This window comes from Streptomyces sp. NPDC001902 (assembly GCF_042891295.1).
Taxonomy (GTDB): Bacteria; Actinomycetota; Actinomycetes; order Streptomycetales; family Streptomycetaceae; genus Actinacidiphila.
The window spans coordinates 263625-287666 of sequence record NZ_JBIATA010000008.1; the positions used below are offsets into that span (position 1 = coordinate 263625).

Genomic DNA, 24042 nt, shown 5'->3' on the forward strand with positions numbered 1-24042 from the left:
ACACGGAGCTGAACCAGCGGTGGCAGTGGGCCGCGCCCCTTCCTGGCCGCCTCCGCTTTCAGGACTCCTGGTTCGGGGAGGGGCGAGGGCGAGGTCCCTGCGCCACCCGCGGGGTGCTCACGCACGGCTCCACTCGATCTTCAGCCCGCGCCCCAGTGCCCGTCCGGCCTCGGCGGCGGGCCGGCGGGTGGCGGGGTCGAGCGGGTTCGTGCCGATCGCCGCCAGTGACGCCTCGTCCGGTTCGACCACCGCGACCTCGGCGCCCGCGGCCCGTAGTTCCGCCAGGGCCCGCTCCAGGGGCAGTTCGCTGGGGAACAGGTCCGTGGTCCCCATCGGCGCGATCGCCAGCACGCGCGACGCGCCCCCGGCATAGTCGGCGTTCGTGGCGGACCGTACGCCGCCGTCGACGAAGCGGCGCCCCTCGATCGTCACGGGGGCCAGATTCCCGGCACGGCGCAGCTCGCCGCGACGGCGTCCACGAGGCCCACGCCGCAGGAGCCGTCGAAGACGCGCGGCTGCCCCGTCTCCGCGTCCACGGCGACGATCCGTACCGTCCGGGAGGCCGGCCAGTCGTGTGAGGGGAGACGGGACTCGATCACCCGCCGCCGTTCCGCCTCCGGCACGGTCTCGGCGTCCAGGGCGTACCTGGCGACCGCGCGCCGCATGTCGGGGACGGAGGCCGCGTCCTGCAGCACGTCGGCGATGCCCGCGCCGAAGTTCGCCAGGTCCACGTCCGCATGATCTCGGCCGACTGCAGCTCCGGCTCGGTCTGGCGGGCGTAGAGCTCCTGCAGCGACAGCCCGCTGCCCAGTTGCGCCGCGACCGTCGCCCCCGCCGACGTCCCGACCAGCACGTCGGCGCCTGACACGTCCTGCCCCGCGTCCGCGAGCCCCGTCAGCAGTCCGGTGATCCAGGCGATCCCGGCGACGCCCCCGCCACCGAGCACCAGTGCGTCGGTCATCTTCCGCCCTCTCCCTCGGCGTTGCCCTCGTCGGCCCTCGTCCCATCCTCTCCCGTGGCGGCCGGATCGTCCGGTCCCGCGAGGAGGACGGGTGTCATCGGCCACCCAGCGTGACGTGATGCGTACGAAGGGATCCCTGATCGTGGATCCCTTCGTACGGATATAAGATGAATCGCCCGGGCGGTGTGCGGCGGAGACCTCCATGGACCCCGGCCGCCGCGGCCCGGGGTGACGCCATGCGGAGCGGTTCCCGCGTCCGCCACAGGAACGTCCGGAGTGGTGAGCATGTCCGAGACACTGATTCCTCCCCGGCCGGTGATCGGCCCCACGATCGGCCCGGCGTTCGGCGCCACGACCGGCACCGCGGCGCAGCCCGCGCCGGCCCTGCGCCCGCACCGGGACCGGGTGGCGCCCACCCCGACGCCGGCCTGCGAGGAGAGCACCACCGCGGGCATCTCGTACACCGAGCCCCCGGAGGTCCCGAAGACCTGGGAGATCGTGGCCCTGGTGGCGATCTTCGCCGTCACGCTCCTGATCGCCGTGGGGATGTTCGGCCGGGTCCTGACGCTCTGACCGGTCGCCGGCGGCACGTGGTCCAGGACGCCGGAGCGCCCGTCCTCAGGTCGGGGCCGGTGACCCGGCCGGACGCCCGCCGGACGGGGCGGCCGGGACGGCGGCTACGGGGCCCGCGCTCTGCGCGCCCACGAGATCGAGCCCGGCTTCCAGCTCGTCCAGCGCCCGCCGGGCGGCGGCGAGACGTTCCCGTAGGTCGGGGGGCGGCTCGCCCTCGGTCGGCCGGGGCGGTGACTCGCGCTCGCGCTCCAGTTGCCTGGCCTCCTCCAGCGAGCTGATGACCACGCCGATGAGCAGGTTGACCAGCACGAACGAGCCGAGCAGCACATAGGAGGCGTAGTAGAGCAGGCTCCAACGTGAGATCTCCAGGCCGCCCCGGACGGCGTCGCCGATGCCGTCGAGGGTGATCAGCAGGAAGAGCGACAGGGCGGCCCGCCCGACGGACCCGTAGTGCTCGGGGTCGTCGTCGGCGAAGAAGACCCAGCCGGTCATGGCGTAGACGTACAGCAGCATCGTGCCGACGAGCAGGAAACTGACCGTGCCCGGCAGGCTCTTGCCGATGGCCACGATGATGATGCGAAGCTGCGGCAGGAAGCGGGCGGCGCGCACGACCCGGGCCAGCCGCAGCAGACGCAGCACCGTGGCGTTCTCGCGCGCGAAGGGCAGGTAGGCCAGCGTCACCACGGCCAGGTCGAAGATGTTCCACGGGTCGCGGAGGAAGTCGCCGGGGCGGTCGGCGTGGGCGCAGGCGCGTAGGACGACCTCGGCGGTGAAGGCCGCCAGGAAGGCGTGCTCCACCAGTTTCAGGGGGCCGTGCCAGCGTGCCGCGATGCCGTCGTAGGTCTCGACGCCGAGGACGGCCGCGTTGGCCAGGACGAGGGCGAAGACGGTGACGCCGAACCACTCGGAGTCGACGACGCGACGGCAGCGCACGGCGAGCGCACGGCCCGGGGGAGTGGCGATGTGTTCGGCCATGTACGTGTACCCGGTCCTCCGCTGCCGCCTGCCTGTTGACCCGACTGAAGTGGATCTTATGGCCGGCAGGCTGGCCCACGGGTCCGCAGGCGCACTCAACTGCCGTTCGGGCGCCGGTGGTTCAGTGGGCCCGGGTGGCGGTGGAGGCACCGGCGGGGCGCGGTGCGGGGTCGTCGGGGCCGGCGAGCGCGTCGTCGCCGTAGAGGTCCCTGACCCAGGGGGTGTGGTAGACGGTGTCGAGGTAGCGTTCGCCGAGGTCGGGGGCGATGGCGACCGCCGTGAGGTCGTCGTGGCCGCGGTCGGCGAGCCAGTCGGTGGCGGCGCTGACGACGGTTCCGGTGGAGCCGCCGAAGAGGAAGCCGCGGCGGGCCAGGCGGTGGCAGGTGCGGATGGCGTCCGTCTCCGCGACGTGGACGACCTCGTCGACGCACGCGGTGTCGAGCAGCGGCGGGCGGACGCTCGTGCCCAGCCCGGGGATCATGCGCCGGCCGGGGGCGCCGCCGAAGGTGACCGAGCCCGCGGTGTCGACGGCCACGACGCGGACGCGGGGATGGTGGCGGCGGAAGTAGCGGGCGCAGCCCATCAGCGTGCCGGTCGTGCCCGCGCCGACGAACAGGACGTCCAGGGCGGGGAAGCGGGCGGCGATGGCCGGGGCGGTCGTCCGGTAGTGGGCCCGGCCGTTGTCGGGGTTGGTGTACTGGTTCAGCCACACGTAACCGTCGTCGGCGGCGCACAGCGCGCGGACGTGGTCGATGCGGGCCCGCAGCCAGCCCCCGACGGGAGCGGGTTCGGTGATCAGGTGCACCCGGGCGCCGAGGGCGGCGATCATCTGCCGGGTGGCCAGGTTGCAGCGGGTGTCGGTCACGCACACGAAGCGGTGGCCCCGGTTCGCGGCGATCATGGCCAGGGCCACGCCGAGGTTGCCCGACGAGGACTCGACCAGGACCGAGCCCGCCCCGAGGCGTCCGCTGCGCTCGGCGGCCCCGATCATGGCGGCGGCCGCCTTGAGTTTGATCGACCCCGCGAAGTTGAAGCCCTCGCACTTGAGGAACAGCCGCTGCGCGAGGACGGGTTCGAGGTCGACGTACAGATCGTCCTCGTTGAAGTCCTGGGGTGCGGATATGACCGGCACGGTGTCTCCCTTCCGGGGGTGGTCGTGCTCCCAGTGACACCCATCGGGAGCTGTCCGTCATGTCACCGGAATCCGTGACTTGACGCCGTCCGGGAGCGCCGTTACGGGCGGGCGCCGAACGGGGCGGGGCGGGCGGATTGTCGGGACGTACGCCGACACGTCAAGTACCGAATTGCCGGGGCAGGACAGGCCGTCGGCGCCGGTGCCTACTGGAGGGCGGCGCCCTCGGCACACCGACCACCCGACGCCACCGCATCGCACCGGAAGGACGACCCCGATGGACACGTACGCCCACACCGGCCGCAGGTTCTGGCACTCCATGGTGACCACCGGCGGGTTCACCTCGATACCGCGCTGGACCTGCCGGCCGTCCCCACCGGGCACCGCCGTGCACCGGCTGGGGCTCCCGGACGGGCTGGTGGCGGCCTTGCGACGGCAGGCGTACCGCCTCGGCGTGCCGCTGCGCTCGATGCTGCCGGCCGCGCACGCCAAGGTGCTGGCGGCCCTGTCGGGGGAGGCGGAGGTGGTGACCGGCTACGCCGTCGAGGACGGGAGGGTGCTCCCGTGCCGGCTGTCGGCGGCCGCTGCCACGTGGCGCGGGCTGGTGCTGGCCACGCACCGGGTGGAGGCGCAGGTGCTGGCCTTCCAGGACTACCCGGTCGGTGAGCTGAGCCGGGAGCTCGGGATGACCGGCCCGCTGTTCGAGACCGTCTGCGATCCGGCGGGCGTGGGCGCCGGTCTGGCCGGCGCGGACGGCGCACCGGACCGGTCCACGGTGCTGCGGGTGGGCCTGGGCGCCCACGAGGGCCGTCCGGTACTGGAGCTGGGCTACCGCACCGACGTGCTGGACGAACCGGCGGCAGCCCGGATCGCCGGCTACCACCTGACCGCCCTCACCCTGATGGCCACCGACGTCGACGCCGAGCACGCGCGCCAGAGCCTGCTCACAGCGGAGGAGACCCGGCTGCAGCTCGACGGCATGGCGGGGCCCCGGCGCAGGCTGCCCGACCGGCGCTTCCACGAGCTCTTCGAGGAGCGGGCGGCACGCCGGCCCGAGGCGGTGGCGGCCGTCCACGCCGGCCGGCGGTGGACGTACGGGGAGCTCAACGCCCGTGCCAACCGCCTGGCCCACGCCCTGCTGGCCCGCGGGCTGCGGGCCGAGGACGTGGTCGCGGTGGTCACCGGGCGGAACCTGGACTGGCTGGCCGCGGTGCTGGCCGTGCTCAAGGCCGGGGGCGCGTACCTGCCCGTCGAGCCGCACCTGCCGCCCGGCCGGATCGCCGCCGTCCTCACCCGCGCCGCCTGCACGACCGTCATCACCGAGCACGGCAGCACCGAGGCCCTGGAACGGGCCCTGCACGGGCTGCCCGGCACCACGACCGTCTTCGTGGAGGAGGCCCGCGCGCAGGATCACCCGCCGTCCGATCCCGGTGTCCCCGTGGCCGGCGACCAGCTGGCGTACCTGTACTTCACCTCCGGCTCGACCGGGGAGCCCAAGGGCGCGATGTGCGAGCACGCCGGATTCCTCAACCACCTCTACGCCAAGATCGACGACCTCGGCATCGGGGAGGGCCAGGTCGTCGCGCAGACCGCGCCGCAGAGCTTCGACATCTCGCTGTGGCAGCTGACCGCCCCGCTGCTGGCCGGAGGGCGGGTCCTCGTCGTCGAGCAGGACGTGGTCCTGGACGCCGACCGCTTCCTCGACGCGGTCGCCGCGGAACCGGTCGAGGTGCTGCAGCTCGTCCCCTCCCACCTGGACGTCGTGCTGTCCGCGCTGGAGAGCCGGCCGCGGCGCCTGCCGGACCTGCGGTGCGTCTCGGTGACCGGGGAGGCGCTGAAGAAGGACCTCGTCGAGCGCTGGTTCGCCGCCGTGCCGGGGACCCGGCTGGTGAACGCGTACGGGCTGACCGAGACCAGCGACGACACCAACCACGCGGTCATGGACCGTCCCCCCGCGTCCGACTGGGTCCCCGTCGGCCGGCCGGTCAACAACGTCCGCGTGTACGTCGTCGACGAGCACCTGGCGCCCGTCCCGCTGGGCGCCCCCGGCCTGATCGCGTTCTCGGGGATCTGCGTCGGCCGGGGCTACGTGAACGACCCCGAGCGCACCCGCGAGGCCTATCTGCCCGACCCCCACCACCCCGGGGCGTGGCTCTACCGCAGCGGTGACGTCGGTCGCTGGCATCCCGGGGGCCGGCTGGAGTTCCTCGGCCGGACCGACGACCAGGTGAAGATCCGGGGCTTCCGCATCGAGATCGGCGAGATCGAGAACACCCTCACGCGCGCCGACGGCGTCCATGACGCCGCCGTGGTCCTGACCGAGCACGGGAGCCGGCTGGCCGCCTTCTGCACCGGGGACCGGCCGGTACCTGCAGCCGCGCTCCACGAACACCTGGCGGCGGCGCTGCCCGCCTACATGATCCCGGCGGCCTTCCACTGGCTGGAGCGCCTGCCGCTGACCGGCAACGGGAAGACCGACCGCGAGGCCCTGGCCGCGCTCGCCGGCCGTGCGGAGCCTGCCGGTGCCCACCAGCCCCCGCACACGGCGGCCGAACGCCGCCTGGCCACCGCCTGGGCTCAGGCGCTCGGAATCGCGGAGCACCGCGTCGGCCGCGGTGACCACTTCTTCGACCGGGGCGGCACCTCACTGGCCGCGGTGCGCCTGGCGATCCTGCTGGACCGCGACGTCACCCCCGCCGACGTCAACGCCCACCCGGTGCTGGCCGACCTCGCAGGGACACTGGAGGCCCGGCGGTGCGCGGGCGGGCCGCAGGACGGGGAGCTCAGGCAGCCGGGGGCCGGCACTGCCGGAGGTCCGCCGGCACCGGCCCGTCGACACCCGGCACCGGCGGCGCCGCCGGTCGCTGGCACGCGGGGCACAGCTGATGCCCCCGCGTCGTGATCCGGGTGCCCCACCCGAGGCAGACCGTGCAGTTGCGCGCCGCGGCCAGGTCGGGATGCGGGACGGCGGGAGCGGAGAGTGCTCCGTGGGACATCCGGGACTCCTAGGGGTGCACGGAGAGGCGGCATGATGTCGGGCCTTATGGGCTCTTTATCCAGGTATAAGCGGAATACCCTATTTTGAGCAAACGCCGTGCGTGACCGATCGCGCACCACAAGTGACATCGCGGCGCGGCTGTCCCGCCGCCCGCGACGGGAATGGCATCGTCCGCCCGGCGGTTGCACACAACGCGGGTGACCGGTGGCGGGAGTACGCGACCTGGCGCCGTGGGGACCGCGCAGCGGTCCGGCCCTCACGCTGCCGCCGGGGAGCGGCGACCGGCACCCGCCTCATTCCCGCGCCGGTCCGGCCCCCATCCGGGCCGGCGCAGGCTGCTTCCCCGGGGATTGTCGGTGCCGGGTGGCACCGTGGACACCATGGACGAGGTGATACACCCCAGGGTCTACGGTGCCGACGTGGACGACCCGCATCCGGGCCCCAAGCCGGGGCACGTCTACCGGGAACTGGTCGGCGGCCCGCTGGACGGTCTGTTGCTCGACGTGACCGGCTGGACCGCGCCGCAGCACTCGGCGGGCGCGGAGCTGCGCACCGACATCGGCCGCTTCGGTCCGGGCGGCCGCGCCCGGTACGCCCCCCGCGACGGCGACACCGACCACTGGGACTGGCACGGCGACAGCCGCTGACCGCCCCCGGCGTCGCGGACGCCCCGTCACGGTCGCGTGCACCGGGCCGGGTTGCCGCGGGGGCCCCGGGTGGGTCAGCCCGGCTCGCCGGATCGCGCCCCGGGGTGTCTGATGAACACAGCGGTCCCGGGGCCCCGGAGTGGCCCCCGGTTCGGTCCCGGGCCGCTCTTCCCGCCGTGCCCGGACGGCCCGGCGCCCGCCGCGGAGTTCACGGGCGCGTGGTCGACGCGGCGGGTGGACGAGCGCGCCGGCGGCGAGCCCGGAAGGGCCGCCGGTTACGGCTTCCTGGCCATCCCGGCGGCGATGAGACGTTCCCAGACGGTGAGTTCACGCTCGGTGTCGCCGATGCGGGAGACACCGTCGCTCGCGTCCGGTCGCCACAGCGACGCGGGGACGATCCCCGGCTCCAGGACCTCCAGGCCGTCCAGCAGGTCCTCGATCTCCTTGCCGGTGCGCCACCGCCCGCGGCCGAAGGTCTGCTGGAGGATCCGCTCGGACTCGGCGGTCTCCGCGTTGTTGCCGGACCGGAAGTGGCTGACGAAGAAGTAGCTGCCGGAGGGCACTTGGTCGCGCCAGTAGTCGACGATGCCCGCCGGGTCCTCGTCGTCGTTGACGTGGTGGAGGATGGCGCTGAGGATGACGGCGACGGGCTTGTCGAAGTCGATCACCTCGAGGGTGTCCGGGTGGTTCCGGATGACCTCGGGTTCGCGGATGTCGGCCTGGATGACGCGCGTGTCGTCGTTCTGCTCCAGCAGCGCCCGGCCGTGGGCGAGCACGATCGGGTCGCTGTCCACGTACACCACCGTGGAGCCGGGGGAGTGGCGCTGGGCGACCTGGTGGACGTTGTCCGCGGTCGGCAGACCGCTGCCCAGGTCGACGAACTGGCGTACACCGGTCGTGGTGGCGATCTCCCGGATCGCGCGGATCAGTGCCGCGCGGTTGGCGAAGGCGATCGCCACCGAGCCGGGCAGGTCCTTCTTGAACACGTCGCCGATCTCCCGGTCGACGGCGTAGTTGTCCTTGCCGCCGAGTAGGTAGTCGTAGACGCGTGCGATGCTTGGTCTGGTCTGGTCGACCCAGGAGACGTCGTCCGTCATGACACCCATCCTTCTCCGCGATGACGCCGGGCAACCGTCATCCTAGGGAAGGTCGTGGGCAGTTCACCCCCGGCGGTGGTGCTCAGCCCATGCGGTCGATGAGGCGGGTCAGGATCCGGCCGGTGTTGCGGGGCGGCTGCGACTCGGCGGCGAGCCGGTCCATGACGGTCAGGTAGTGCTCCACGTCGTCCTGCTTGTCCAGGTAGAGCGCGCTCGTCAGCTGCTCCAGGTAGACGATGTCGGGCAGGTCCGGCTCCGAGAAGCGCAGGATGGTGACGGGGCCGCCGGCGGCGGCCAGACCGCCGATGTCGAACGGGGCGATCTGCAGCGTCACGTTGGGGAGCGCTGCGACCTTCATCAGGTGCTCCAGCTGACCGCGCATCACCTCGACGCCGCCGAGCGGGCGGTGGAGGCAGGCCTCGTCGAGCACGACCCACAGCTGCGGCGCGTCCGCCTTGGCGAGCAGGTCCTGACGGGTCATCCGCAGGTCGACACGGCGGCTGATCTCCCGCTCGGTCGCGCGGGGGTGGCCGAGCCTGGTGACGGCCCGGGCGTACGCCTCGGTCTGCAGCAGGCCGGGGACGAACTGCACCTCGTAGGTGCGGATGGTGTGGGCGGCCTCCTCGAGGCCGATGTGCGTCTCGAACCAGCTCGGCAGGACGTCGGCGTACTGGTGCCACCAGCCGGGGGTGTTGGCCCGCAGGGCGAGCCCCAGCAGGTCGGCGCGCTCCTGCGCGTCGGTCACGCCGTACAGGGTGAGGAGGTCGGCGACGTCGCGCTCCTTGAACCCCACCCGGCCCAGCTCAAGGCGGCTGATCTTCGCGTGCGACGCGCGGATCGCCTCGCCGGCCGCCTCGCGGCTGATCTGCCGGGACTCGCGCAGCCTGCGCAGCTGCGTGCCCAGGACGATGCGGAGCACCGTCGGCCCGCCGCGCTGCGCGGCGAGCGGCGAACCGGTGGCGGGCGCGTGGCCCGGCCGGGCGGCAGTCATGTCGGATCCCCCTGGACGACTGGTTGCGGATTCAGTGTTCCATCGCCGGGCCCGTCCGTACAGGCACATCCGCATCGCGGCGGCGTGCCCGGTGCCCACCGCGCGCGTGCCCGGCGCACCCGCCGGGAGTAAAGGGGCGGCCGGGAGGGTTGTCGTCAGCATGCACGGTGAGTACAAGGTGCCCGGTGGGAAGCTCGTGGTCGTGGACCTCGACGACCACGACGGGATGCTCCGCAATGTTCGCGTCGCAGGCGACTTCTTCCTCGAACCGGACGAGGCGATCACCGCCATCGACCGGGCGCTCGAGGGCGCTCCCGCCGACACCGACGCCGCCGGCCTCGCGGCCCGGATCGAGGCTGCCCTGCCCGAGGGGACGGTCATGTACGGCCTGACCGCGGAGGGGGTCGCCGTCGCCGTACGGCGGGCCCTCGCCCAGGCCACGGACTGGACGGACTACGACTGGCAGCTGATCCACGAGGGACCGCAGTCCCCGGCCCTGCACATGGCCCTCGACGAGGTCGTCACCGCGCAGGTCGCGGCCGGCCGCCGGCCGCCGACCCTGCGCGTGTGGGAGTGGGGCGGTCCCGCGGTCGTCATCGGCAGCTTCCAGTCCCTCGCCAACGAGGTCGACGCGGGGAACGCCGAGCGCCACGGCCTGACCGTCGTGCGGCGGATCTCGGGCGGCGGCGCGATGTTCGTGGAGCCCGGGAACACCATCACGTACTCCCTGTCGGTGCCCGCCTCCCTGGTGTCGGGGCTCTCGTTCGCCGACTCCTACGCCTACCTCGACGACTGGGTGCTCGACGCCCTCGGGGACATGGGCATCAAGGCCTGGTACCAGCCGCTGAACGACATCGCCACCGAGGCCGGCAAGATCGCCGGCGCCGCGCAGAAGCGCGTGGTCGCCCCCGACGGGGGCGCGGGTGCCGTCCTCCACCACGTGACGATGTCCTACGACATCGACGCCGACAAGATGCTCCAGGTGCTGCGCATCGGACGCGAGAAGATGTCCGACAAGGGCACCCGCAGCGCACAGAAGCGCGTCGACCCGCTGCGCCGCCAGACCGGGCTGCCGCGCGAGGCCGTCATCGACCGGATGATCGACTCCTTCCGTGCCCGCTACGGCCTCACGGACGGGAGCATCAGCGCCGAGGAGCTCGCACGCGCGGAGGAACTCGTCGCCGCGAAGTTCGGCACCGCGGAATGGACCGCTCGCGTGCCGTGACGCACGCGCCCGACCCACGTCTTTGACTCGTCAAGCATATGTATGCTTGACGAGTCAAAGACGTGGGGTGCGGGCCTGCCGGCGCGGACCCCGGAACCCCCGGGCGTCCGTCCGCGCACCAGAAAGACGAACCACCATGCAATTCGGCATCTTCGGAGTCGGCGACGTCACCCGGGACCCGGTCACCGGACGCACGCCGAGCGAAGCGGAGCGCATCGACGCCATCGTGCGCATCGCGCGGCGCGCGGACGAGCTCGGCCTGGACGTCTTCGCCATCGGCGAGCACCACAACCCGCCGTTCATCCCCTCCTCGCCCACCACGATCCTGGGGCACATCGCGGCGCTCACCGAGCGGATCACGCTGAGCACCTCCGTCACACTGATCACGACGAACGACCCGGTGCGCATCGCGGAGGAGTACGCGATGCTGCAGCACGTCGCCAAGGGCCGGGTCGACCTCGTCCTCGGACGCGGCAACACGGCGCCGGTCTACCCCTGGTTCGGGCAGGACATCCACCGGGGTGTCGAACTCGCGCTGGAGAACTACAACCTGCTGCACCGCCTGTGGCGGGAGGACGTGGTCGACTGGGAGGGCAACTTCCGCTCCGCCCTGCAGGGCTTCACCTCCACCCCGCGCCCCCTGGACGACGTGCCGCCCTTCGTGTGGCACGGCTCCATCCGCACGCCCGAGATCGCCGAACAGGCCGCGTACTACGGCAACGGCTTCTTCGCCAACAACGTCCTCGCGCCGTACGGGCACTTCGAACGGCTCGTCGCCTTCTACCGCCAGCGGTTCACGCACCACGGGCACGGCGCCCCGGAGCAGGCGATCGTCGGCCTCGGCGGCCAGGCCCACATCGCCCGGCGCTCGCAGGACGCGGTCGCGGCGTTCCGCCCGTACTTCGAGGGCCACCCGCTGTTCCGCGGGCACTCGCTGGACGAGTACCGCAAGCTCACCCCGCTGTCGGTGGGCAGTCCGCAGGAGGTCATCGACAAGACGATGGACTTCCGGGAGCGCTTCGGCGACTACCAGCGCCAGTTGTGGAACGTGGACGGCATGGGGCAGCCCGTCGAGGTCGTCCTGGAGCAGATGGAACTGCTGGCGACCGAGGTGGTGCCGGTGCTCCGCAAGGAGATGGGCTCGCTGCGCGCCCCGGGCGTGCCGGACGCGCCCACGCACGCGAGCCTGGTGCGGGCGAAGTACGGCGACGCCGAGCCGCGGCAGCCGCGGCCGAACCCCAACCGCGGGGACAACGTCACCGGCGCCTCGCCGTACCAGGACAGCGATCCGTCGGTCGCCGCGCACCGGCCCCTGGCAGGCTGAGCCATGAGCACCGGAACCCCGGCCGCCGACGCGTCCGCCGCCCGCCCGCTCAGCCTCGTCGTCGTCGACGCGGGGGTCGGCGATCCCTCCTCGTCGCGGCTGCTGGCCGGTCGCATCGCCCACCGGGCCGTCGCCGCGCTGCGTGAGCAGGGGCGTGCGGCCACGACCCGGTCGATCGGACTCGGCCCGCTAGCCGTCGACATCGCCCGGGCGATCGTCTCCGGGCATCCCGGTGAGGACCTGCAGGCGGTGATCGGCGAACTGGCCGCCGCCGACGGCGTGATCACCTCCACCCCGGTCTACACCGCCGGGGTGAGCGGCCTGTTCAAGTCGTTCTTCGACGTCCTGGACGGCGACCTGTTCGTCGCCAGGCCCGTCCTGCTCGCCGCGACGGCCGGCAGCGCGCGTCATGCGCTGGTGGTCGAGGACCAGGTCCGCCCCATGTTCGCCTACCTGCGCGCCCTCTCCGTCCCGACGTCGGTCTTCGCCGCCCCCGAGGACTGGGGCGCGTCGGCGCTGGGGGACCGCATCGGCCGGGCGGCCGTCGAACTCGCGGCGCTGATGGCCAGCGGGGTCGCCGACACGATCGCGGACCGGGCCTGGTCCGGCTACCAGCACCGCTTCGGCGGCAACGCCACGCGTGCCGAACGCACCGCCGCCGACGTCGACTTCGACACCCCGCTCATGCGCCTGGCCGCCGGTGGAGCCCCGTTGCGGAAGGAAGGCCCCGCCGGCTGACCGCCGAGGCGATCCCGCCGCTCCGGAGCCGGAGCCGGAGCCGGGGCCGGGACCTGAGGTGTCCGGCGGCGTACCAGCCGGCGTGGGCCAGGGCGGCGCCCGCGAGGGCGTCCAGGACGTAGTGGTTGGCGGTCAGGACGACGGTGGCGTCCATCGACACGGTGAGCGCGACGGCGAGGACGCGGAGCCAGACCTTCCGGGTGGCGGCGAGGACCGCCAGCGTCATGAGGAGGTTCCAGCCGACGTGCAGGCTCGGCATCGCCGCGTACTGGTCGGTGAAGGCGGGCGGCTGCAGGACCCGGTAGGCATGGGACTGCTGCGTGATGGTGTCCGTCATGCCCGTCGCCGCCAGTCGCGGCGGGGCCACGGGGAACGCGGCGAAGACGACGAGCCCGGCCGCGCCCGAGATCAGCATCGCGCCGGCCGCCCGGGTGTACACCTCCGGGTGCCGGGAGAGCAGCCACAGCAGGGTGAGCGCGATGACCGGCCAGTGGCCGAAGATGTAGATCCAGTTGAGGACCCGCGTGACGGTGCGGTCGTCGACGACCAGGTCCTGCAGCGGGGACTCCCAGTCCAGGTGCAGGAACCGCTCGGTGGCCTGGACCCGGGCGGCGTTGTGCAGGGCCGTGCCCTGCGAACCGTCGGTCAGGCCCCGGACGCCGAAGTAGCCGATGACGGCGGCCACGACCACCGCGCTCCGCGGGACCAGCCGGGACGCGGTGGCGGCCGGGGGCCCGTCATGGGCCGCCCGGCAGGAGACGGCGTCGTACGCCAGGTGGCGGGCGCGGTGCGCGTAGGGGGCGATGACGCTCATCGCGGGGTCCGGAAGCCCTGCCGGTCACTCTGGGTGCCCGGGTGCGACTCCGCGCGGACGCCGGGTCCCGCGAGCGGGGCCCGCCACAGCGGGACGACGATCCGGCTGCCGTCGGTGTTTCTGCCACTGCCGTCCGACGAGGGGAGTGGGCCGTTCATTTCTGCCTCCGGTTCAGTTGTGCTCGAACGCATCGCAACAACTGGGAGTTTCGTTTCCCGTATTCCGGAGGGTCGCGGTGGGGAAGATCACAGGAAGTCGTCGTGATGCGCCGGCCATGTCACGGCATGGGGGATCACGGGAGGCCGGGCGCTTCTTCCCTGAGGGGCAAGTGAACTGACCATGCGTCCGATGAGAGGTGTCACCGCTGCTCATGCGCCAGGTACTCGGCGTGGAGTTGACAGGGAACGGCGACCGGTATCTACTTGACGCTGCAAGCATCTGGGGTGGCGGCGGCTTCCGTGCGCCGTCCGGGGATGTGCGGTGAGGAATGCCGGGCATACCTGCGACAGGCCTTTCCGCGGCGATGAATTCCCGCCCGTGCAGGCGGAATTCAGCATCGGCCCGTTTCCGGCGGGTCGCTCGTGAGCGGCGCCCGCCGATGGCGGTGGCGTGCCGATTTGCCGATTCCCTGCGGCACTTCTACGGTCATGGGACAGGGTCCATCACCTTGCGTAAGGGGACGGCCGTGGTCACCGCCAGTGATGCCTTCTACCGAATCCTGCGCCATCACGGGGTGAAGGCGGTCTTCGGCAATCCCGGGTCCAACGAGCTCTCGTTCCTCACCGGACTGCCCGAGGACATCCCCTACTACCTGGCCCTCGGCCCGTCGTCGCCCTGATCGGCGACGGGGCCATGCAGTACACCACCTCCGCCCTGTGGACCGCCGCCCGCTAGTGCCGGTCACCTTCGTGGTCTGCAACAACCGCAGGTACCGGGCACTGGAGGAGTTCCCCCGGCTCCTCCACGTCCCGGAGGGCGACTACCTGGATCTCGCCGGCATCGGTGTCCTGGACCTCGCCCGTGGCTACGGCCTGGAGGCGCACCGCGCGGAGGACCTCCAGGACCTGACGGACTTCGTGCACCAGGGGCCGACCGCCCAGGTCCCCCGGCTCGTCGAGGTCCACCAGCGCTGAGGGGGCCGCCGGCGTCCCGTCAGGAGCGGGCGACGACCGCCTCCTTCGCGGGCGTGTGCCCGGCCGCGCTCCGACGGGGCACCAGCCATGCGGCGAGGACCGCCCCCAGTCCGGCGAGAGCGAGCGCGCCGAAGCCGTACGTGTACCCGGACTCGGCGGGCAGTCCGCCTCCGCCGACGCGGGCGCCGACGATCCCGCCCATGAGCGCGGCACCCAGGGCGCCGCCGATGGTGCGGAGGTTGGCGTTGACACCGCCCGCCACTCCCGTCTGCTCGGGGCGGACGGCGGCGACGACGACGTTCGACATCGTGGCGACGGCTCCCCCGAAGGCGGTGCCGAGCAGCACCATCGCGACCACCACCTGCCACGTGCGGTCGTGCCGGAAGGCGAGCCCGGCCAGCGCGACCACGTCGAGCACGGCCGCGGCGGTGAGCACCGTGCGCGCCCCGAGCCGGCGTGTCAGCCGCACCGACACCGGACCGGAGACGGACATCGCCACCGTCATCGGCAGCAGGAGCAGCCCGGCGCGGGAGACGCTCGCCCCGAAGCCGTAGCCGCTCTCCGGGGGCTCTGCAGGAAGGCGGGCATGAAGCCGAGCACGGCGAAGACGCCCGTGCCCAGCAGCAGCGAGACCAGATTGGTGGTCCACACCGCGGGGACGCGCAGCATACGCATGTCGACCAGCGGGCTCACGGAACGGCTCTCCGTCACGACCCAGGCCGCGCCGAGCGCGACGGCCGCGACCAGGGGGCCGGTCACCCTGCCCGACGACCACCCCCACGCCGAGGCCTGGGTCAGCGGCACGAGCAGCGCGAGCAGCCAGCCGGCCATGAGCAGGGCGGACCCCCAGCTGACGGACCCGTCGTTCCGGGACGGCGAAGGCGGCACCACGAGCCGTGCCGCCACCGCGGCGAGGGCGGTGAGGACCATCGGGACCCAGAACAACGCCCGGATGCCCAGGGCGTCGTCGAGCGGTCCGGCCAGGACGACACCGCTGCCGCCGCCCACCGCGGTCAGTGCCGACGCGAGACCGATCGCGCCGGGGATCCGCTCCCGTGGCAACTCGTCGCGGATGATCCCGAAGGCGAGCGGCAGGACGCTGCCGCCGATGCCCTGGACGGCCCGTCCGGCGATCATCACGGTGATGTCCGTGGCGACGGCCGAGAGCAGCGAGCCCGCGGCGAGCGCGGCGAGTGCCACGACGAGCATCCGGTCCTTGCCGTACCGGTCGCCGAGGCGTCCGACGACGGGTGTGAAGACGGACGCCGACAGGAGGAAGGCGGTGACGACCCAGGTGATGAGCGTCTGTGTGGTGCGCAGTTCCTCCTGCAACCGGGGGAGCACCGGGTTGATCAGCGACTGGAGCAGGGCGAACGCGAAGACGCCCAGCAGGACGACGGCCAGGACGGCGCGCGGGCGCGCGGGACGCGGGGGAACGAGGGGTGGCATGGGGCCTTCTCTGCGAACGGGTGCGGGTTCCGCCGGTCCCGGCGCCCGGGAGGCCGGACGGCACTCGGGTCCCGGAGAAAGATGCCAACCAGATCTTATGTAGGCAAGATGATCTGTCAAGCAGACGATATGTGGCACCGAGGTGAATTAGGGTGTCCTCGTGACTTCACAGCGCAGCCTCGGTGCGGAGGCCCCGGAGAGCGGACCGTCCGGACTGGACGGCGACTTCGGCTTCGCCATCGGCGCGGTCTTCCGCGCCTACGCGAAGGCGGTCGACGCCGCTGTCGGTGACATCCCCGGCGGGCCCCGCGGCTACTTCGTGCTCGCGGCCGCCGTCTCGGGCGAGGCGGGCAGCCAGAAGTCCCTCGCCGAACGCCTCGGGGTCGACCGGACGGTCATGACCTACCTCCTCGACGACCTGGAGGAGGCCGGTCTGGTGGAGCGCAGGCCCGACCCCGCCGACCGCAGGAGCCGGCACGTGTTCGCCACCGAGCACGGCGCCGAACGCTGGGAGGAGTTGCGCGCCCGGGTCGGCCTGGTCGAGCAGCACCTGCTCGGCGTGCTGCCGGAGGAGTCGCGGGAGGCGTTCCACGGAATGCTGTGCACCCTCGCCCGTCATGTGACCGGGCGCGACCCGATGGTCGACCCCTGCCAGGTGGTCGTCGAGTTCGGCATCGCCGAGGAGTCGCCGCGCGCACCGCGCCGCGGACGGCGGCGTCCCCTGAACTGACCGTCGGGGGTGCCGTGGTGGCGCCCCCGCCCCAATGCTGCCGCCGCCGTCCGTTCGGACGGCGGCGGCCTCGCGTACCGCCGTCCTTCCCCTCCGCCCTCGCCCCGGGAGAGCCGAGGAATACGTGTGCTCACAGATGTGCTGCAATATATATTATTTGCGAGGCAGATAAGCTGTCCGGCAGCACACTTAGAGGGACGAGGTCATGCCCGACCACGGTCACGAGCTCCTGCTCGGCACGTTCATCACCCCGACCGCCCACGACCCCGCGCAGGCCGTGGCCCTGGCCGAACTCACGGAGGCGTCGGGCCTGGACGTGGCGACGTTCCAGGACCACCCCTACAACCCGGACTTCCTGGACACCTACACGCTCATGACCTGGGTCGCGGCGCGGACGAGCCGGCTGCGCGTCTCGGCGAACGTCACGAACCTGCCCCTGCGCCCGCCCGCGATGCTCGCCCGTACGGCGGCGAGCCTGGACCTCCTGTCCGGAGGGCGGTTCGAACTCGGCCTCGGCGCGGGCGCCTTCCCCGACGCCGTGCACGGCATGGGCGGCCGGCGCCTGACGCCGGGCCAGGGGACCGAGGCGCTCGAGGAGGCCCTCGACGTCATCCGCGGTGTGTGGGACGGCGACGCTCCCGGCCCCCTGCGCTTCCAGGGCCGGCACCACACCGTCCCCGGGATGAAGCGCGGCCCGCGCCCCGCCCACGACATCGGCGTCTGGCTCGGCGCCTACAAGCCGCGGATGCTGCGCCTGACGGGCCGCAAGGCCGACGGATGGCTGCCCACCCTGGAGTACCTGCGGACCCCGGGGATGGCGGAGGCCAACAAGACGATCGACGAGGCCGCGCTCGCGGCCGGCCGCGACCCCGGGGAGATCCGGCGCCTGCTCAACGTCTTCCGGGTGGACTTCTCCCCGGTGCGGCGCGGCCACCTCCAGGGCCCGCCGGCGCAGTGGGTCGAGGAACTCCTCCCGCTCGTCCTGGAGCACGGCTTCTCCGGCTTCTTCATCGGCCGGGACGACCCGCACGTGATCCGCACCTTCGGCGAGGAGGTGGCGCCCGCCCTGCGCGAGGCCGTCGCACGCGAACGGGCGGCCGCGGGCACGGGCACCGCCCCGCGGCGCCCGGCGGTCGCCCTCGCCGCGCGGCACGACACGCTCGACTACGAAGCCGTCCCGGAGTCCCTGGCCGGCAAGGTCGTCGAACCCGGCGACCGCGGCTACGAGGACGTGCGCCACACCTATACCCGCACCGGTTCGCCCGCCCTGGTCGTCTGCGCGGAGAGCGCCGACGACGTGGTGGCGGCCCTCGCCTACGCGCGCGGCCAGGACGCCGCCGTCGCGGTCCGCAGCGGCGGCCACGGCATCAGCGGCCGTTCGACGAACGACGGCGGGGTCGTCATCGACCTCTCCGCGATGAACGCGGTCGAGGTCCTCGACCGGTCCACCGGCCGCGTCCGTATCGGGCCCGGCGCGCGATGGGGGGACGTCGCGCGCGCCCTCGCCCCGTACGGACTGGCCATGAGCTCCGGCGACTACGGCGACGTCGGCGTCGGCGGGCTCGCCACGGCGGGCGGCATCGGCTACCTGGCCCGCAAGTACGGGCTCACCATCGACCACGTCACCGCGGCCGAGATCGTCGTCGCCGACGGCCGCAAGCTCCGCATCGACGCCGGGCACCACCCCGACCTCTTCTGGGCGATACGCGGCGCGGGCGGCAACTTCGGCGTCGTCACGGCCTTCGAGCTGGAGGCCTACGAGGTCGAGGACGTCGCCTACGCCACGCTCGTCGTCGACGCGACCGACACCGCGGACTTCCTGATGGAATGGGGGCGCCTGGTGGAGGCCGCCCCGCGGGAGATCAGCAGCTTCCTGTCGCTCTTCCCAGGACGGCGCGGCGCGCCGGTGACCGCGCGGATCACCCTGGTGTACGCGGGGGACGACGTCGAGGAGGCGCAGCAGGCCCTCACCCCGTTCCTGGGCGCCGGGCCGGTCCTCGACCAGCAGGCCCAACTCGTCCCGTACCACGCGATCGTGGCGCCGCCCGGGAACCGGCACCGCGGGCAGGGCCTGGAGGACACGCGCAGCGGACTGCTCGCGCACATGACCCGCGAGGCGGCGGAGACCGTCGAGGCGATGATGAGGTCCGGCGACCTCCTCATCATGCAGTTCCGCTCGATGGGCGGTGCCGTGCACGACGTCCCCGTCGACGCGACGGCCTGGTCGCACCGCACCCAGGAGTTCTCCGTGCTCGCCGCCACCGCGCCGGACCTCGTCCCGCGCATGAACGCCCAGTGGGCCCGCCTGTACCCGCACTTGGACGGGACGTACCTGAGCTTCGAGACGGACACCGACCCGGCCCGCCTCCAGGACGCCTTCCCCGAGCCGGCCCTCACGCGGCTGCGCCGGACCAAGGCCGAGTGGGACCCGGGGAACGTCTTCAACCGCAACTTCCCCATCCCGCCCGCCACGTCCTCCGACGGCGACGCGGCCGGGCGGTAGGCCCACGACCGCGTCGCCCGGGCCGCTGTGGGGCCTGGGCGACGCCATCCGGAGCAGGTTCTCCGGTTGGTAGGCTGGGCGTATGGCAGCGACCGAGAGCCCCCGATCCGCAGAACGGGGACTGCGCGCGGACGCCGTGCGCAACCGGCAGCGGATCGTGGCGGCCGCGCGTCAGATCTTCGAAGAGCGGGGTCTGGACGCCCCGTTGGACGAGGTCGCCGAGCGCGCCGGGGTCGGCGCCGGCACGCTCTACCGGCGCTTCCCGACACGCGAGGAGCTGGTCGAGGCCGCTTTCGCGGAAGAGCTGACGCAGGTGGGAGCCATCGCCGAGGAGGCGCTGCTCTGCGAGGACCCGTGGACCGGCTTCACCACGTTCGTCGAGCGGCTGTGCGGGGCCATGGCGGCCGACCGCGGCATCAGCGACCTGCTCGTCCTCAGGCTTCCCAACTCGCCGGTGGCCGCCGGCTCCTGTGAGCGCCAGAACCGCGCCGTGGGCGAACTCGTGCGCCGGGCACAGGAGGCCGGAGCCCTGCGCGAGGACGTCGTTCCGGAGGACGTCCTCCTGTTCCTCATGGCGAACGCGGGCGTCATCGAGGTGACCCGGGGCGCCGCCCCCCACGCGTGGCGGCGCCTGGTGGCGTTCCTGCTGGAGGCGTGCAGGCCGGTCCACACCGGTCCGTTGCCGGCCGCGCCGACCCCGATGCAGACCCAGCGCGCGCTGCTGGGGAACGCGGAGGCCAAGGGCCTGCGGGCGCCGGGCCGCGAGGGCCGCGGCCCCGGCTGACCTACCGTCGGGCCCGTGCGGTGTTAGGTGCGTCACGGCGGAAATAAGTGGAGAGCCAAGTCCGGTTACCTGATCGGAAGACGAAGTCGACGCGCCGCCGTGGCGACGCGGACCCGGCTGATCAGGAGGCCGCCGTGAACCCATCCCCATCCGCGAGAGATGGCTGGACGGCACTGGGGCAGGACGCGGCGCACGTGCTCGACCGGATCCACGCCGTGGCCCCCTGGCCGCTGATGGCGGTGACCTTGCTCTGGCTGTCCCACCGGCAACCCGCGGTCTACGTCCGCGTCGCCGTCGCGCTGCTGCTGTCGAGCGCGGCCGGGCTCGCCCTCTCCGCGTCCATGGGACGCGTGCCGGTGCGCGGGGCGTCCCCCGCCCGCGACTACCTGGCGGACTACTTCGCGCTGCCCGGCGCGGGGGCGGGCTGGTACCTGCTGACGGCGCTCGCGGTCGTCGCCACCGTCCCGGCCGTCTGGGCGCGGATCGCCGTGGCGGCGATCGCCCTGTCCTCGGTCGCGGCGGCGGTGGCGACCGCCGACGACCCGGTGGCGGGCGCCCTGCTGGCCGCGGGCGTGCCGGTGCTCGCCTGGTTCACCGCACGCCACGTGCCGTACCGGCGGGGGGCGCGACGCGCACCCGAAGCGGCGCCGCTGCGGCAGGCGGGCTGACGGCCATGCACCTGGACGGCCTGATCGAGGCGGCCGGTTGGTGGTCGTACGTCGTCGTGTTCGCCGTGACGGCGGGGGAGACCAGCGCGTTCGTCGGCCTGCTGCTCCCCGGGGAGACCGTCATCCTCCTGGCGGCCGCCATCGCGGGCCGGGGGGACCTGGACCCCCTGCTCCTCGCCGCTGCCGTGGTCACCGGCGGCATGTCCGGTGACAGCCTCGGCTTCGCACTGGGCCGGCACTGCGAGCGGCACCCGGGCACGTGGCTGCACCGGATACGGCCCGACAGCCGGATCGGACGCGCCCAGCACTTCCTGCTGCGCCACGGCGGGGCGGCGGTGTTCACCGGCCGGTTCGTCGGTTTCGTCCGTACCTTCCTGCCGTTCGTCGCGGGGGCGTCCGGCATGCCCTTCCGCCGCTTCTTCGCCTACAGCAGCGCCGCGTCGCTGGTCTGGGGCGTCGGCAACGTGCTGCTCGGCTACTTCGCCGGCGCGGCCGCCACGGAACTGCTGCACCGGGCCGGTCTGGTCGCGATCCCCGTGCTCGTCGCCGCGGGTGCGGCCGCGCTGGTCGCCACCCGGCTCCTCGCCCGGCACCGGCGCGGGAGCGCACGGGCCGCGTCGAGGATCGTGGCGTCCGGCGGGCGCGCCCCGCGGACGCCGGAGCAGGACCCCGCGGACACGTACACCTCCGCACGGGAGTCGTGAGCGACCGCGTTCACGGGCTGTCCGGGGGGTGCGACGGGCATCGTGCGGCACACCGCTGCCCGCCACGTGGGTCCGGTCGGGCTCACGGTCCGACCCGGGCCCCCGGCGCGAGGCCGGTTGGTACGCTGCGCCTCCGCGCGGCAACGGGGGGACGGATGGCGGCGGAATCGGGAACCCGGGTGCCTCCGAGCCCCTGGTCCAGGGGGATCGGGTTCGGCATCCTCTACGGCGGGCTGACCTCGGTGGTCTCCGTCGTCGGCATCGGCAGGGCATGGGCCGCGTGCGACGTCGGCGTCAACGCGGGCGCGAACTCGTTGACGCTGCTCTTCCTCGCGCCCCTCATATGGGTCGCGGCGGCGATCCCATGGGTCGTCCTGCACGGCACCCTGGGACGACGCCACCGACGGGCGGCACTGGTCGCGGGTCTGGCCTTCACCGTCTGGTTCACGTGGTTCCTGGTGACGTGGCTCGGCATGCCGGACTCCTACCCGAGCCCCTGGTGCACGGACAACGTCCCGCCGTGGTGGCCGGGTTACCTTCCCGCGTGAGGCGGCCCCCGGCGGACTCCCCGCAGGGGAGACCGGTGCCAGGGGAGGGGATACCGCACGCACGGTGATCCCTCTAGGATCCCCGGGTGCCCGAGACAGAGATCGTGACATCCGGTGAGCGCCCCGACCTCCGTGAGCAGGCGAAGGGCGCGCTCTGGGGCGGGTGGCCGGAGTTCATCCTGCACGCGCCGTCCTCGGCGGTGTACCGGCGCCGGGCGCTGGCGTACTTCCCGCAGTTCGACGTGCTGCTGCTGGACGGCGGGGAGGTGGTGGCCGGCGGCGCGGGTGTGGCGTTGCGCTGGGACGGGGACGTCGGCACGCTGCCGGAAGGCTACGACGGCGCGATGGCCGCCGCGGTGACCGGGCACGAGGCCTCCGTCGTGCCCGACACCCTCTGCATCATGGTCGCCACCGTGCGTCCGGACCGCCTCGGGGGCGGACTGGCCGGCACGGTGCTGACCGCGCTGCGCGACCGCGCCGTGGACGCCGGACTGCGGCGGGTGATCGCACCGGTGCGGCCGACCCTCAAGGCGCGCTACCCGCTGGCGGCGATGGAGGACTTCGCCGGCTGGGCGCGCCCGGACGGGCTGCACCTGGACCCCTGGATCCGCACCCACCAACGGCTCGGGGCGACGGTCCTCGCGCCCGCGCCGCGCTCCATGGTGATCCCCGGCACCGTGGCCGAGTGGGAGTCGTGGGCCGGCATGGCCTTCCCGCGGACCGGCGGTTACGTCGTCCCGGGAGCCCTCGACCTCGTGGAGATCGACCGCGAGCGGGACCAGGGCGTCTACGCCGAGTCCAACCTGTGGATGCGGCACCTCTAGCCGCTCCCGGCGGCCGGCTCAGGCGGCGCTGACGAGGTCGTCGCGGCCGAACAGCGGGGCGTAGTCGCACGGCAGCTGGTGGAGGACCCGCGTGGTCAGGTCGCGTCCGGCAAGACGGGCGACCACGGCGAGCACGGTGCAGCTGTCCCAGCGTGCCGTGGCGGTGCTGCCACCGGTGCGGGCGGCCAGGTCCTCGACGAAGGCGCTGCAGGCGATGGGCCGGATCTCCGGGATCTCTGCGGTGAAGACCAGTGCCGCCTCGACCGGCAGGCACGCGGCGAGGGCGACGCGTTCGTCGCCGATGAGCCGGCGGCCCAGGGCGGCGAGCACCGCCCGCACGGCCTCCTCGGCCCGCTCCCGGGTGGGGTAGACGCCGTCGTACCGCACCCGCTCCAGCATGTGGTCGAACGTCATGGACGCCGTGGGCCGACCCGGTTGGGGCTCGGGGGACATCGGAGGACCTCCGCGGTGGGCGTGCCGGCCGGTGGGTCCGGCCGTTCCGCCCGCGTCTACCCCGGAAACCGCGGTGTATGACTGCCGGACCGCCATGAGGACGGTACGACCCGAAGGCCGTGAAACGGATCAAGGCCTTTTTCCGCCGTATGTCTTGACCTGTGCACTACAAAACCGTACATTCCGCCTGCCCGGCCGCTCCGGACGGGCATCCGTTCGTCGGCTTGGGGGGTTCCGCATGCACTGGTACGTGGACGTGCTCAAGAAGTACGCCGTCTTCGGCGGCCGCGCGCGCCGCACCGAGTACTGGATGTTCGCGCTGTTCAACGTGGTGATCAGCATCGTGCTCGTCCTCGTCGGGCGCGCGATCGACTTCAACTTCCTCCAGTCGATCTACGCGCTCGCGGTGCTGCTGCCCGGGCTCGGCGTCGCCGTCCGCCGCCTGCACGACACCGGGCGGTCCGGGTGGTGGATCCTGATCGCCCTCGTCCCGGTCGTCGGCGGGATCGTCCTGCTGGTGTTCTTCTGCACCGAGGGCCAGCCCTCCGAGAACCAGTACGGCGCGAACCCGAAGTTCGGCAGCGCGCCCGCCTGATCTCCCGCCTGATCTCCGCGTGGTGCGGGGCCCCTTCCGGCCGGGCCGGCCGGAAGGGGCCGCGTGCCGTCCGGGCCGTGCGGTGTCTGAATTCGCCGGTCGGGGGGTGTGGGGGGATGCTGGTGTATATGAGTACGCGCGTTCCTGCGGATTCTGTGCCTCGGGCGGAGTTGCCC

At 73.1% G+C, this 24042-nt stretch carries 26 protein-coding genes and 1 pseudogene; 16 read left to right on the forward strand and 11 right to left on the reverse strand.

Features of this window, described 5'->3' with window-relative positions; translation table 11 throughout:
- Positions 1 to 117: 117 nt before the first annotated feature.
- From ACFYYN_RS16565 to ACFYYN_RS16575, 3 genes and pseudogenes are all read right to left on the reverse strand, one after another.
- Positions 118 to 432 (reverse strand): hypothetical protein, encoded by a 315-nt coding sequence (locus tag ACFYYN_RS16565; RefSeq protein WP_500546373.1) that lies wholly within the window; start codon positions 430 to 432, stop codon positions 118 to 120.
- Positions 429 to 731, reverse strand: a complete 303-nt coding sequence (locus ACFYYN_RS16570; RefSeq protein ID WP_500546402.1) for a hypothetical protein — start codon at positions 729 to 731, stop codon at positions 429 to 431. Before ACFYYN_RS16570 ends, ACFYYN_RS16565 begins: the two co-directional genes overlap by 4 nt.
- A gap of 92 nt (positions 732 to 823) precedes the next feature.
- Positions 824 to 1165, reverse strand: a pseudogene (locus ACFYYN_RS16575) (hypothetical protein); the annotation flags it as partial.
- An 81-nt stretch (positions 1166 to 1246) separates the two neighbouring features.
- Here ACFYYN_RS16575 and ACFYYN_RS16580 point away from each other — a divergent pair.
- Complete coding sequence (locus ACFYYN_RS16580) at positions 1247 to 1534, forward strand: DUF6480 family protein (protein ID WP_499515973.1); 288 nt, start codon at positions 1247 to 1249, stop codon at positions 1532 to 1534.
- Positions 1535 to 1579: 45 nt separating this feature from the next.
- On the opposite strand, the gene ACFYYN_RS16585 is transcribed toward ACFYYN_RS16580, so the two are convergent.
- Both ACFYYN_RS16585 and sbnA read right to left on the reverse strand, forming a co-directional pair.
- Positions 1580 to 2509 (reverse strand): ion transporter, encoded by a 930-nt coding sequence (locus ACFYYN_RS16585; protein WP_500546374.1) that lies wholly within the window; start codon positions 2507 to 2509, stop codon positions 1580 to 1582.
- 121 nt (positions 2510 to 2630) lie between these two features.
- Entirely contained in the window at positions 2631 to 3641 is a 1011-nt protein-coding gene (sbnA, locus tag ACFYYN_RS16590) for a 2,3-diaminopropionate biosynthesis protein SbnA (RefSeq protein WP_500546375.1), read from the reverse strand.
- A 277-nt stretch (positions 3642 to 3918) separates the two neighbouring features.
- Between sbnA and ACFYYN_RS16595 the strand changes: the two genes are divergently transcribed.
- Together ACFYYN_RS16595 and ACFYYN_RS16600 are read left to right on the forward strand one after the other, a co-directional pair.
- Positions 3919 to 6543 (forward strand): non-ribosomal peptide synthetase, encoded by a 2625-nt coding sequence (locus tag ACFYYN_RS16595; RefSeq protein WP_500546376.1) that lies wholly within the window; start codon positions 3919 to 3921, stop codon positions 6541 to 6543.
- A 476-nt stretch (positions 6544 to 7019) separates the two neighbouring features.
- A complete protein-coding gene (locus ACFYYN_RS16600; protein WP_500324872.1) occupies positions 7020 to 7286 on the forward strand; it encodes a hypothetical protein in 267 nt (88 codons plus the stop codon).
- Positions 7287 to 7561: 275 nt separating this feature from the next.
- Here ACFYYN_RS16600 and ACFYYN_RS16605 read toward each other — a convergent pair whose 3' ends face one another.
- A complete protein-coding gene (locus ACFYYN_RS16605) occupies positions 7562 to 8383 on the reverse strand; it encodes an SAM-dependent methyltransferase (protein ID WP_500546377.1) in 822 nt (273 codons plus the stop codon).
- Positions 8384 to 8465: 82 nt separating this feature from the next.
- Positions 8466 to 9374: a Sco1979 family transcriptional regulator gene (locus ACFYYN_RS16610; RefSeq protein ID WP_500324875.1), complete on the reverse strand. Its 909-nt coding sequence runs from the start codon at positions 9372 to 9374 to the stop codon at positions 8466 to 8468.
- A gap of 160 nt (positions 9375 to 9534) precedes the next feature.
- On the opposite strand from ACFYYN_RS16610, the gene lplAB reads away from it, so the two are divergent.
- From lplAB to ACFYYN_RS16625, 3 genes are all read left to right on the forward strand, one after another.
- The gene (lplAB, locus tag ACFYYN_RS16615) at positions 9535 to 10599 is read left to right on the forward strand and encodes a lipoate-protein ligase LplAB (RefSeq protein ID WP_500324877.1); all 1065 of its coding nucleotides are present in this window, start codon (positions 9535 to 9537) and stop codon (positions 10597 to 10599) included.
- Positions 10600 to 10735: 136 nt separating this feature from the next.
- Positions 10736 to 11923 carry a CE1758 family FMN-dependent luciferase-like monooxygenase gene (locus ACFYYN_RS16620; RefSeq protein ID WP_500546378.1) on the forward strand — a complete coding sequence of 396 codons (1188 nt, stop codon included), beginning with the start codon at positions 10736 to 10738 and terminating at the stop codon, positions 11921 to 11923.
- Between the two features lie 3 nt (positions 11924 to 11926).
- Positions 11927 to 12661 carry a CE1759 family FMN reductase gene (locus ACFYYN_RS16625; RefSeq protein ID WP_500546379.1) on the forward strand — a complete coding sequence of 245 codons (735 nt, stop codon included), beginning with the start codon at positions 11927 to 11929 and terminating at the stop codon, positions 12659 to 12661.
- Here ACFYYN_RS16625 and ACFYYN_RS16630 read toward each other — a convergent pair.
- On the reverse strand, positions 12606 to 13475 hold the full coding sequence (locus tag ACFYYN_RS16630) for a phosphatase PAP2 family protein (RefSeq protein WP_500546380.1): 870 nt from the start codon (positions 13473 to 13475) through the stop codon (positions 12606 to 12608). The genes ACFYYN_RS16625 and ACFYYN_RS16630 overlap by 56 nt on opposite strands.
- Positions 13476 to 14160: 685 nt before the next feature.
- Between ACFYYN_RS16630 and ACFYYN_RS16635 the strand changes: the two genes are divergently transcribed.
- Positions 14161 to 14313: a thiamine pyrophosphate-binding protein gene (locus ACFYYN_RS16635; protein ID WP_500546381.1), complete on the forward strand. Its 153-nt coding sequence runs from the start codon at positions 14161 to 14163 to the stop codon at positions 14311 to 14313.
- Between the two features lie 37 nt (positions 14314 to 14350).
- The gene (locus ACFYYN_RS16640) at positions 14351 to 14608 is read left to right on the forward strand and encodes a hypothetical protein (protein ID WP_500546382.1); all 258 of its coding nucleotides are present in this window, start codon (positions 14351 to 14353) and stop codon (positions 14606 to 14608) included.
- Positions 14609 to 14627: 19 nt separating this feature from the next.
- On the opposite strand, the gene ACFYYN_RS16645 is transcribed toward ACFYYN_RS16640, so the two are convergent.
- A complete protein-coding gene (locus tag ACFYYN_RS16645; RefSeq protein WP_500546383.1) occupies positions 14628 to 15113 on the reverse strand; it encodes an MFS transporter in 486 nt (161 codons plus the stop codon).
- Positions 15110 to 16057: an MFS transporter gene (locus ACFYYN_RS16650; protein ID WP_500546384.1), complete on the reverse strand. Its 948-nt coding sequence runs from the start codon at positions 16055 to 16057 to the stop codon at positions 15110 to 15112. Before ACFYYN_RS16650 ends, ACFYYN_RS16645 begins: the two co-directional genes overlap by 4 nt.
- A gap of 160 nt (positions 16058 to 16217) precedes the next feature.
- On the opposite strand from ACFYYN_RS16650, the gene ACFYYN_RS16655 reads away from it, so the two are divergent.
- The 7 genes from ACFYYN_RS16655 to ACFYYN_RS16685 all read left to right on the forward strand — a co-directional run bounded on the left by ACFYYN_RS16655 (position 16218) and on the right by ACFYYN_RS16685 (position 22818).
- The gene (locus ACFYYN_RS16655) at positions 16218 to 16787 is read left to right on the forward strand and encodes a MarR family winged helix-turn-helix transcriptional regulator (RefSeq protein ID WP_500546385.1); all 570 of its coding nucleotides are present in this window, start codon (positions 16218 to 16220) and stop codon (positions 16785 to 16787) included.
- 205 nt (positions 16788 to 16992) lie between these two features.
- A complete protein-coding gene (locus tag ACFYYN_RS16660) occupies positions 16993 to 19290 on the forward strand; it encodes an LLM class flavin-dependent oxidoreductase (RefSeq protein WP_500546386.1) in 2298 nt (765 codons plus the stop codon).
- 82 nt (positions 19291 to 19372) lie between these two features.
- On the forward strand, positions 19373 to 20074 hold the full coding sequence (locus ACFYYN_RS16665; RefSeq protein WP_500546387.1) for a TetR/AcrR family transcriptional regulator: 702 nt from the start codon (positions 19373 to 19375) through the stop codon (positions 20072 to 20074).
- 134 nt (positions 20075 to 20208) lie between these two features.
- Positions 20209 to 20742, forward strand: coding sequence for a hypothetical protein (locus ACFYYN_RS16670; RefSeq protein ID WP_500546388.1), 534 nt, complete (start codon positions 20209 to 20211; stop codon positions 20740 to 20742).
- Positions 20743 to 20747: 5 nt separating this feature from the next.
- The gene (locus ACFYYN_RS16675; RefSeq protein ID WP_500546389.1) at positions 20748 to 21446 is read left to right on the forward strand and encodes a DedA family protein; all 699 of its coding nucleotides are present in this window, start codon (positions 20748 to 20750) and stop codon (positions 21444 to 21446) included.
- A 179-nt stretch (positions 21447 to 21625) separates the two neighbouring features.
- Positions 21626 to 21994 carry a hypothetical protein gene (locus tag ACFYYN_RS16680; RefSeq protein WP_500546390.1) on the forward strand — a complete coding sequence of 123 codons (369 nt, stop codon included), beginning with the start codon at positions 21626 to 21628 and terminating at the stop codon, positions 21992 to 21994.
- Positions 21995 to 22080: 86 nt separating this feature from the next.
- Positions 22081 to 22818, forward strand: coding sequence for a hypothetical protein (locus ACFYYN_RS16685; protein WP_500546391.1), 738 nt, complete (start codon positions 22081 to 22083; stop codon positions 22816 to 22818).
- Positions 22819 to 22836: 18 nt separating this feature from the next.
- Here the strand turns inward: ACFYYN_RS16685 and ACFYYN_RS16690 are convergent, their stop codons facing one another.
- Positions 22837 to 23232 carry a DUF2267 domain-containing protein gene (locus ACFYYN_RS16690; RefSeq protein ID WP_500546392.1) on the reverse strand — a complete coding sequence of 132 codons (396 nt, stop codon included), beginning with the start codon at positions 23230 to 23232 and terminating at the stop codon, positions 22837 to 22839.
- Positions 23233 to 23509: 277 nt separating this feature from the next.
- Between ACFYYN_RS16690 and ACFYYN_RS16695 the strand changes: the two genes are divergently transcribed.
- Positions 23510 to 23866: a DUF805 domain-containing protein gene (locus tag ACFYYN_RS16695; protein WP_500546393.1), complete on the forward strand. Its 357-nt coding sequence runs from the start codon at positions 23510 to 23512 to the stop codon at positions 23864 to 23866.
- Positions 23867 to 24042 lie beyond the last annotated feature (176 nt).

Coding starts and splice junctions, on each gene's coding strand:
- ACFYYN_RS16580 (WP_499515973.1), top strand. CDS start 1,247: ATGTCCGAGACACTGATTCCTCCCCGGCCGGTGATCGGCCCCACGATC.
- ACFYYN_RS16585 (WP_500546374.1), bottom strand. CDS start 2,509: ATGGCCGAACACATCGCCACTCCCCCGGGCCGTGCGCTCGCCGTGCGC.
- ACFYYN_RS16595 (WP_500546376.1), top strand. CDS start 3,919: ATGGACACGTACGCCCACACCGGCCGCAGGTTCTGGCACTCCATGGTG.
- ACFYYN_RS16600 (WP_500324872.1), top strand. CDS start 7,020: ATGGACGAGGTGATACACCCCAGGGTCTACGGTGCCGACGTGGACGAC.
- ACFYYN_RS16605 (WP_500546377.1), bottom strand. CDS start 8,383: ATGACGGACGACGTCTCCTGGGTCGACCAGACCAGACCAAGCATCGCA.
- ACFYYN_RS16610 (WP_500324875.1), bottom strand. CDS start 9,374: ATGACTGCCGCCCGGCCGGGCCACGCGCCCGCCACCGGTTCGCCGCTC.
- lplAB (WP_500324877.1), top strand. CDS start 9,535: ATGCACGGTGAGTACAAGGTGCCCGGTGGGAAGCTCGTGGTCGTGGAC.
- ACFYYN_RS16620 (WP_500546378.1), top strand. CDS start 10,736: ATGCAATTCGGCATCTTCGGAGTCGGCGACGTCACCCGGGACCCGGTC.
- ACFYYN_RS16625 (WP_500546379.1), top strand. CDS start 11,927: ATGAGCACCGGAACCCCGGCCGCCGACGCGTCCGCCGCCCGCCCGCTC.
- ACFYYN_RS16630 (WP_500546380.1), bottom strand. CDS start 13,475: ATGAGCGTCATCGCCCCCTACGCGCACCGCGCCCGCCACCTGGCGTAC.
- ACFYYN_RS16645 (WP_500546383.1), bottom strand. CDS start 15,113: ATGACGGTGGCGATGTCCGTCTCCGGTCCGGTGTCGGTGCGGCTGACA.
- ACFYYN_RS16650 (WP_500546384.1), bottom strand. CDS start 16,057: ATGCCACCCCTCGTTCCCCCGCGTCCCGCGCGCCCGCGCGCCGTCCTG.
- ACFYYN_RS16660 (WP_500546386.1), top strand. CDS start 16,993: ATGCCCGACCACGGTCACGAGCTCCTGCTCGGCACGTTCATCACCCCG.
- ACFYYN_RS16665 (WP_500546387.1), top strand. CDS start 19,373: ATGGCAGCGACCGAGAGCCCCCGATCCGCAGAACGGGGACTGCGCGCG.
- ACFYYN_RS16675 (WP_500546389.1), top strand. CDS start 20,748: ATGCACCTGGACGGCCTGATCGAGGCGGCCGGTTGGTGGTCGTACGTC.
- ACFYYN_RS16690 (WP_500546392.1), bottom strand. CDS start 23,232: ATGACGTTCGACCACATGCTGGAGCGGGTGCGGTACGACGGCGTCTAC.
- ACFYYN_RS16695 (WP_500546393.1), top strand. CDS start 23,510: ATGCACTGGTACGTGGACGTGCTCAAGAAGTACGCCGTCTTCGGCGGC.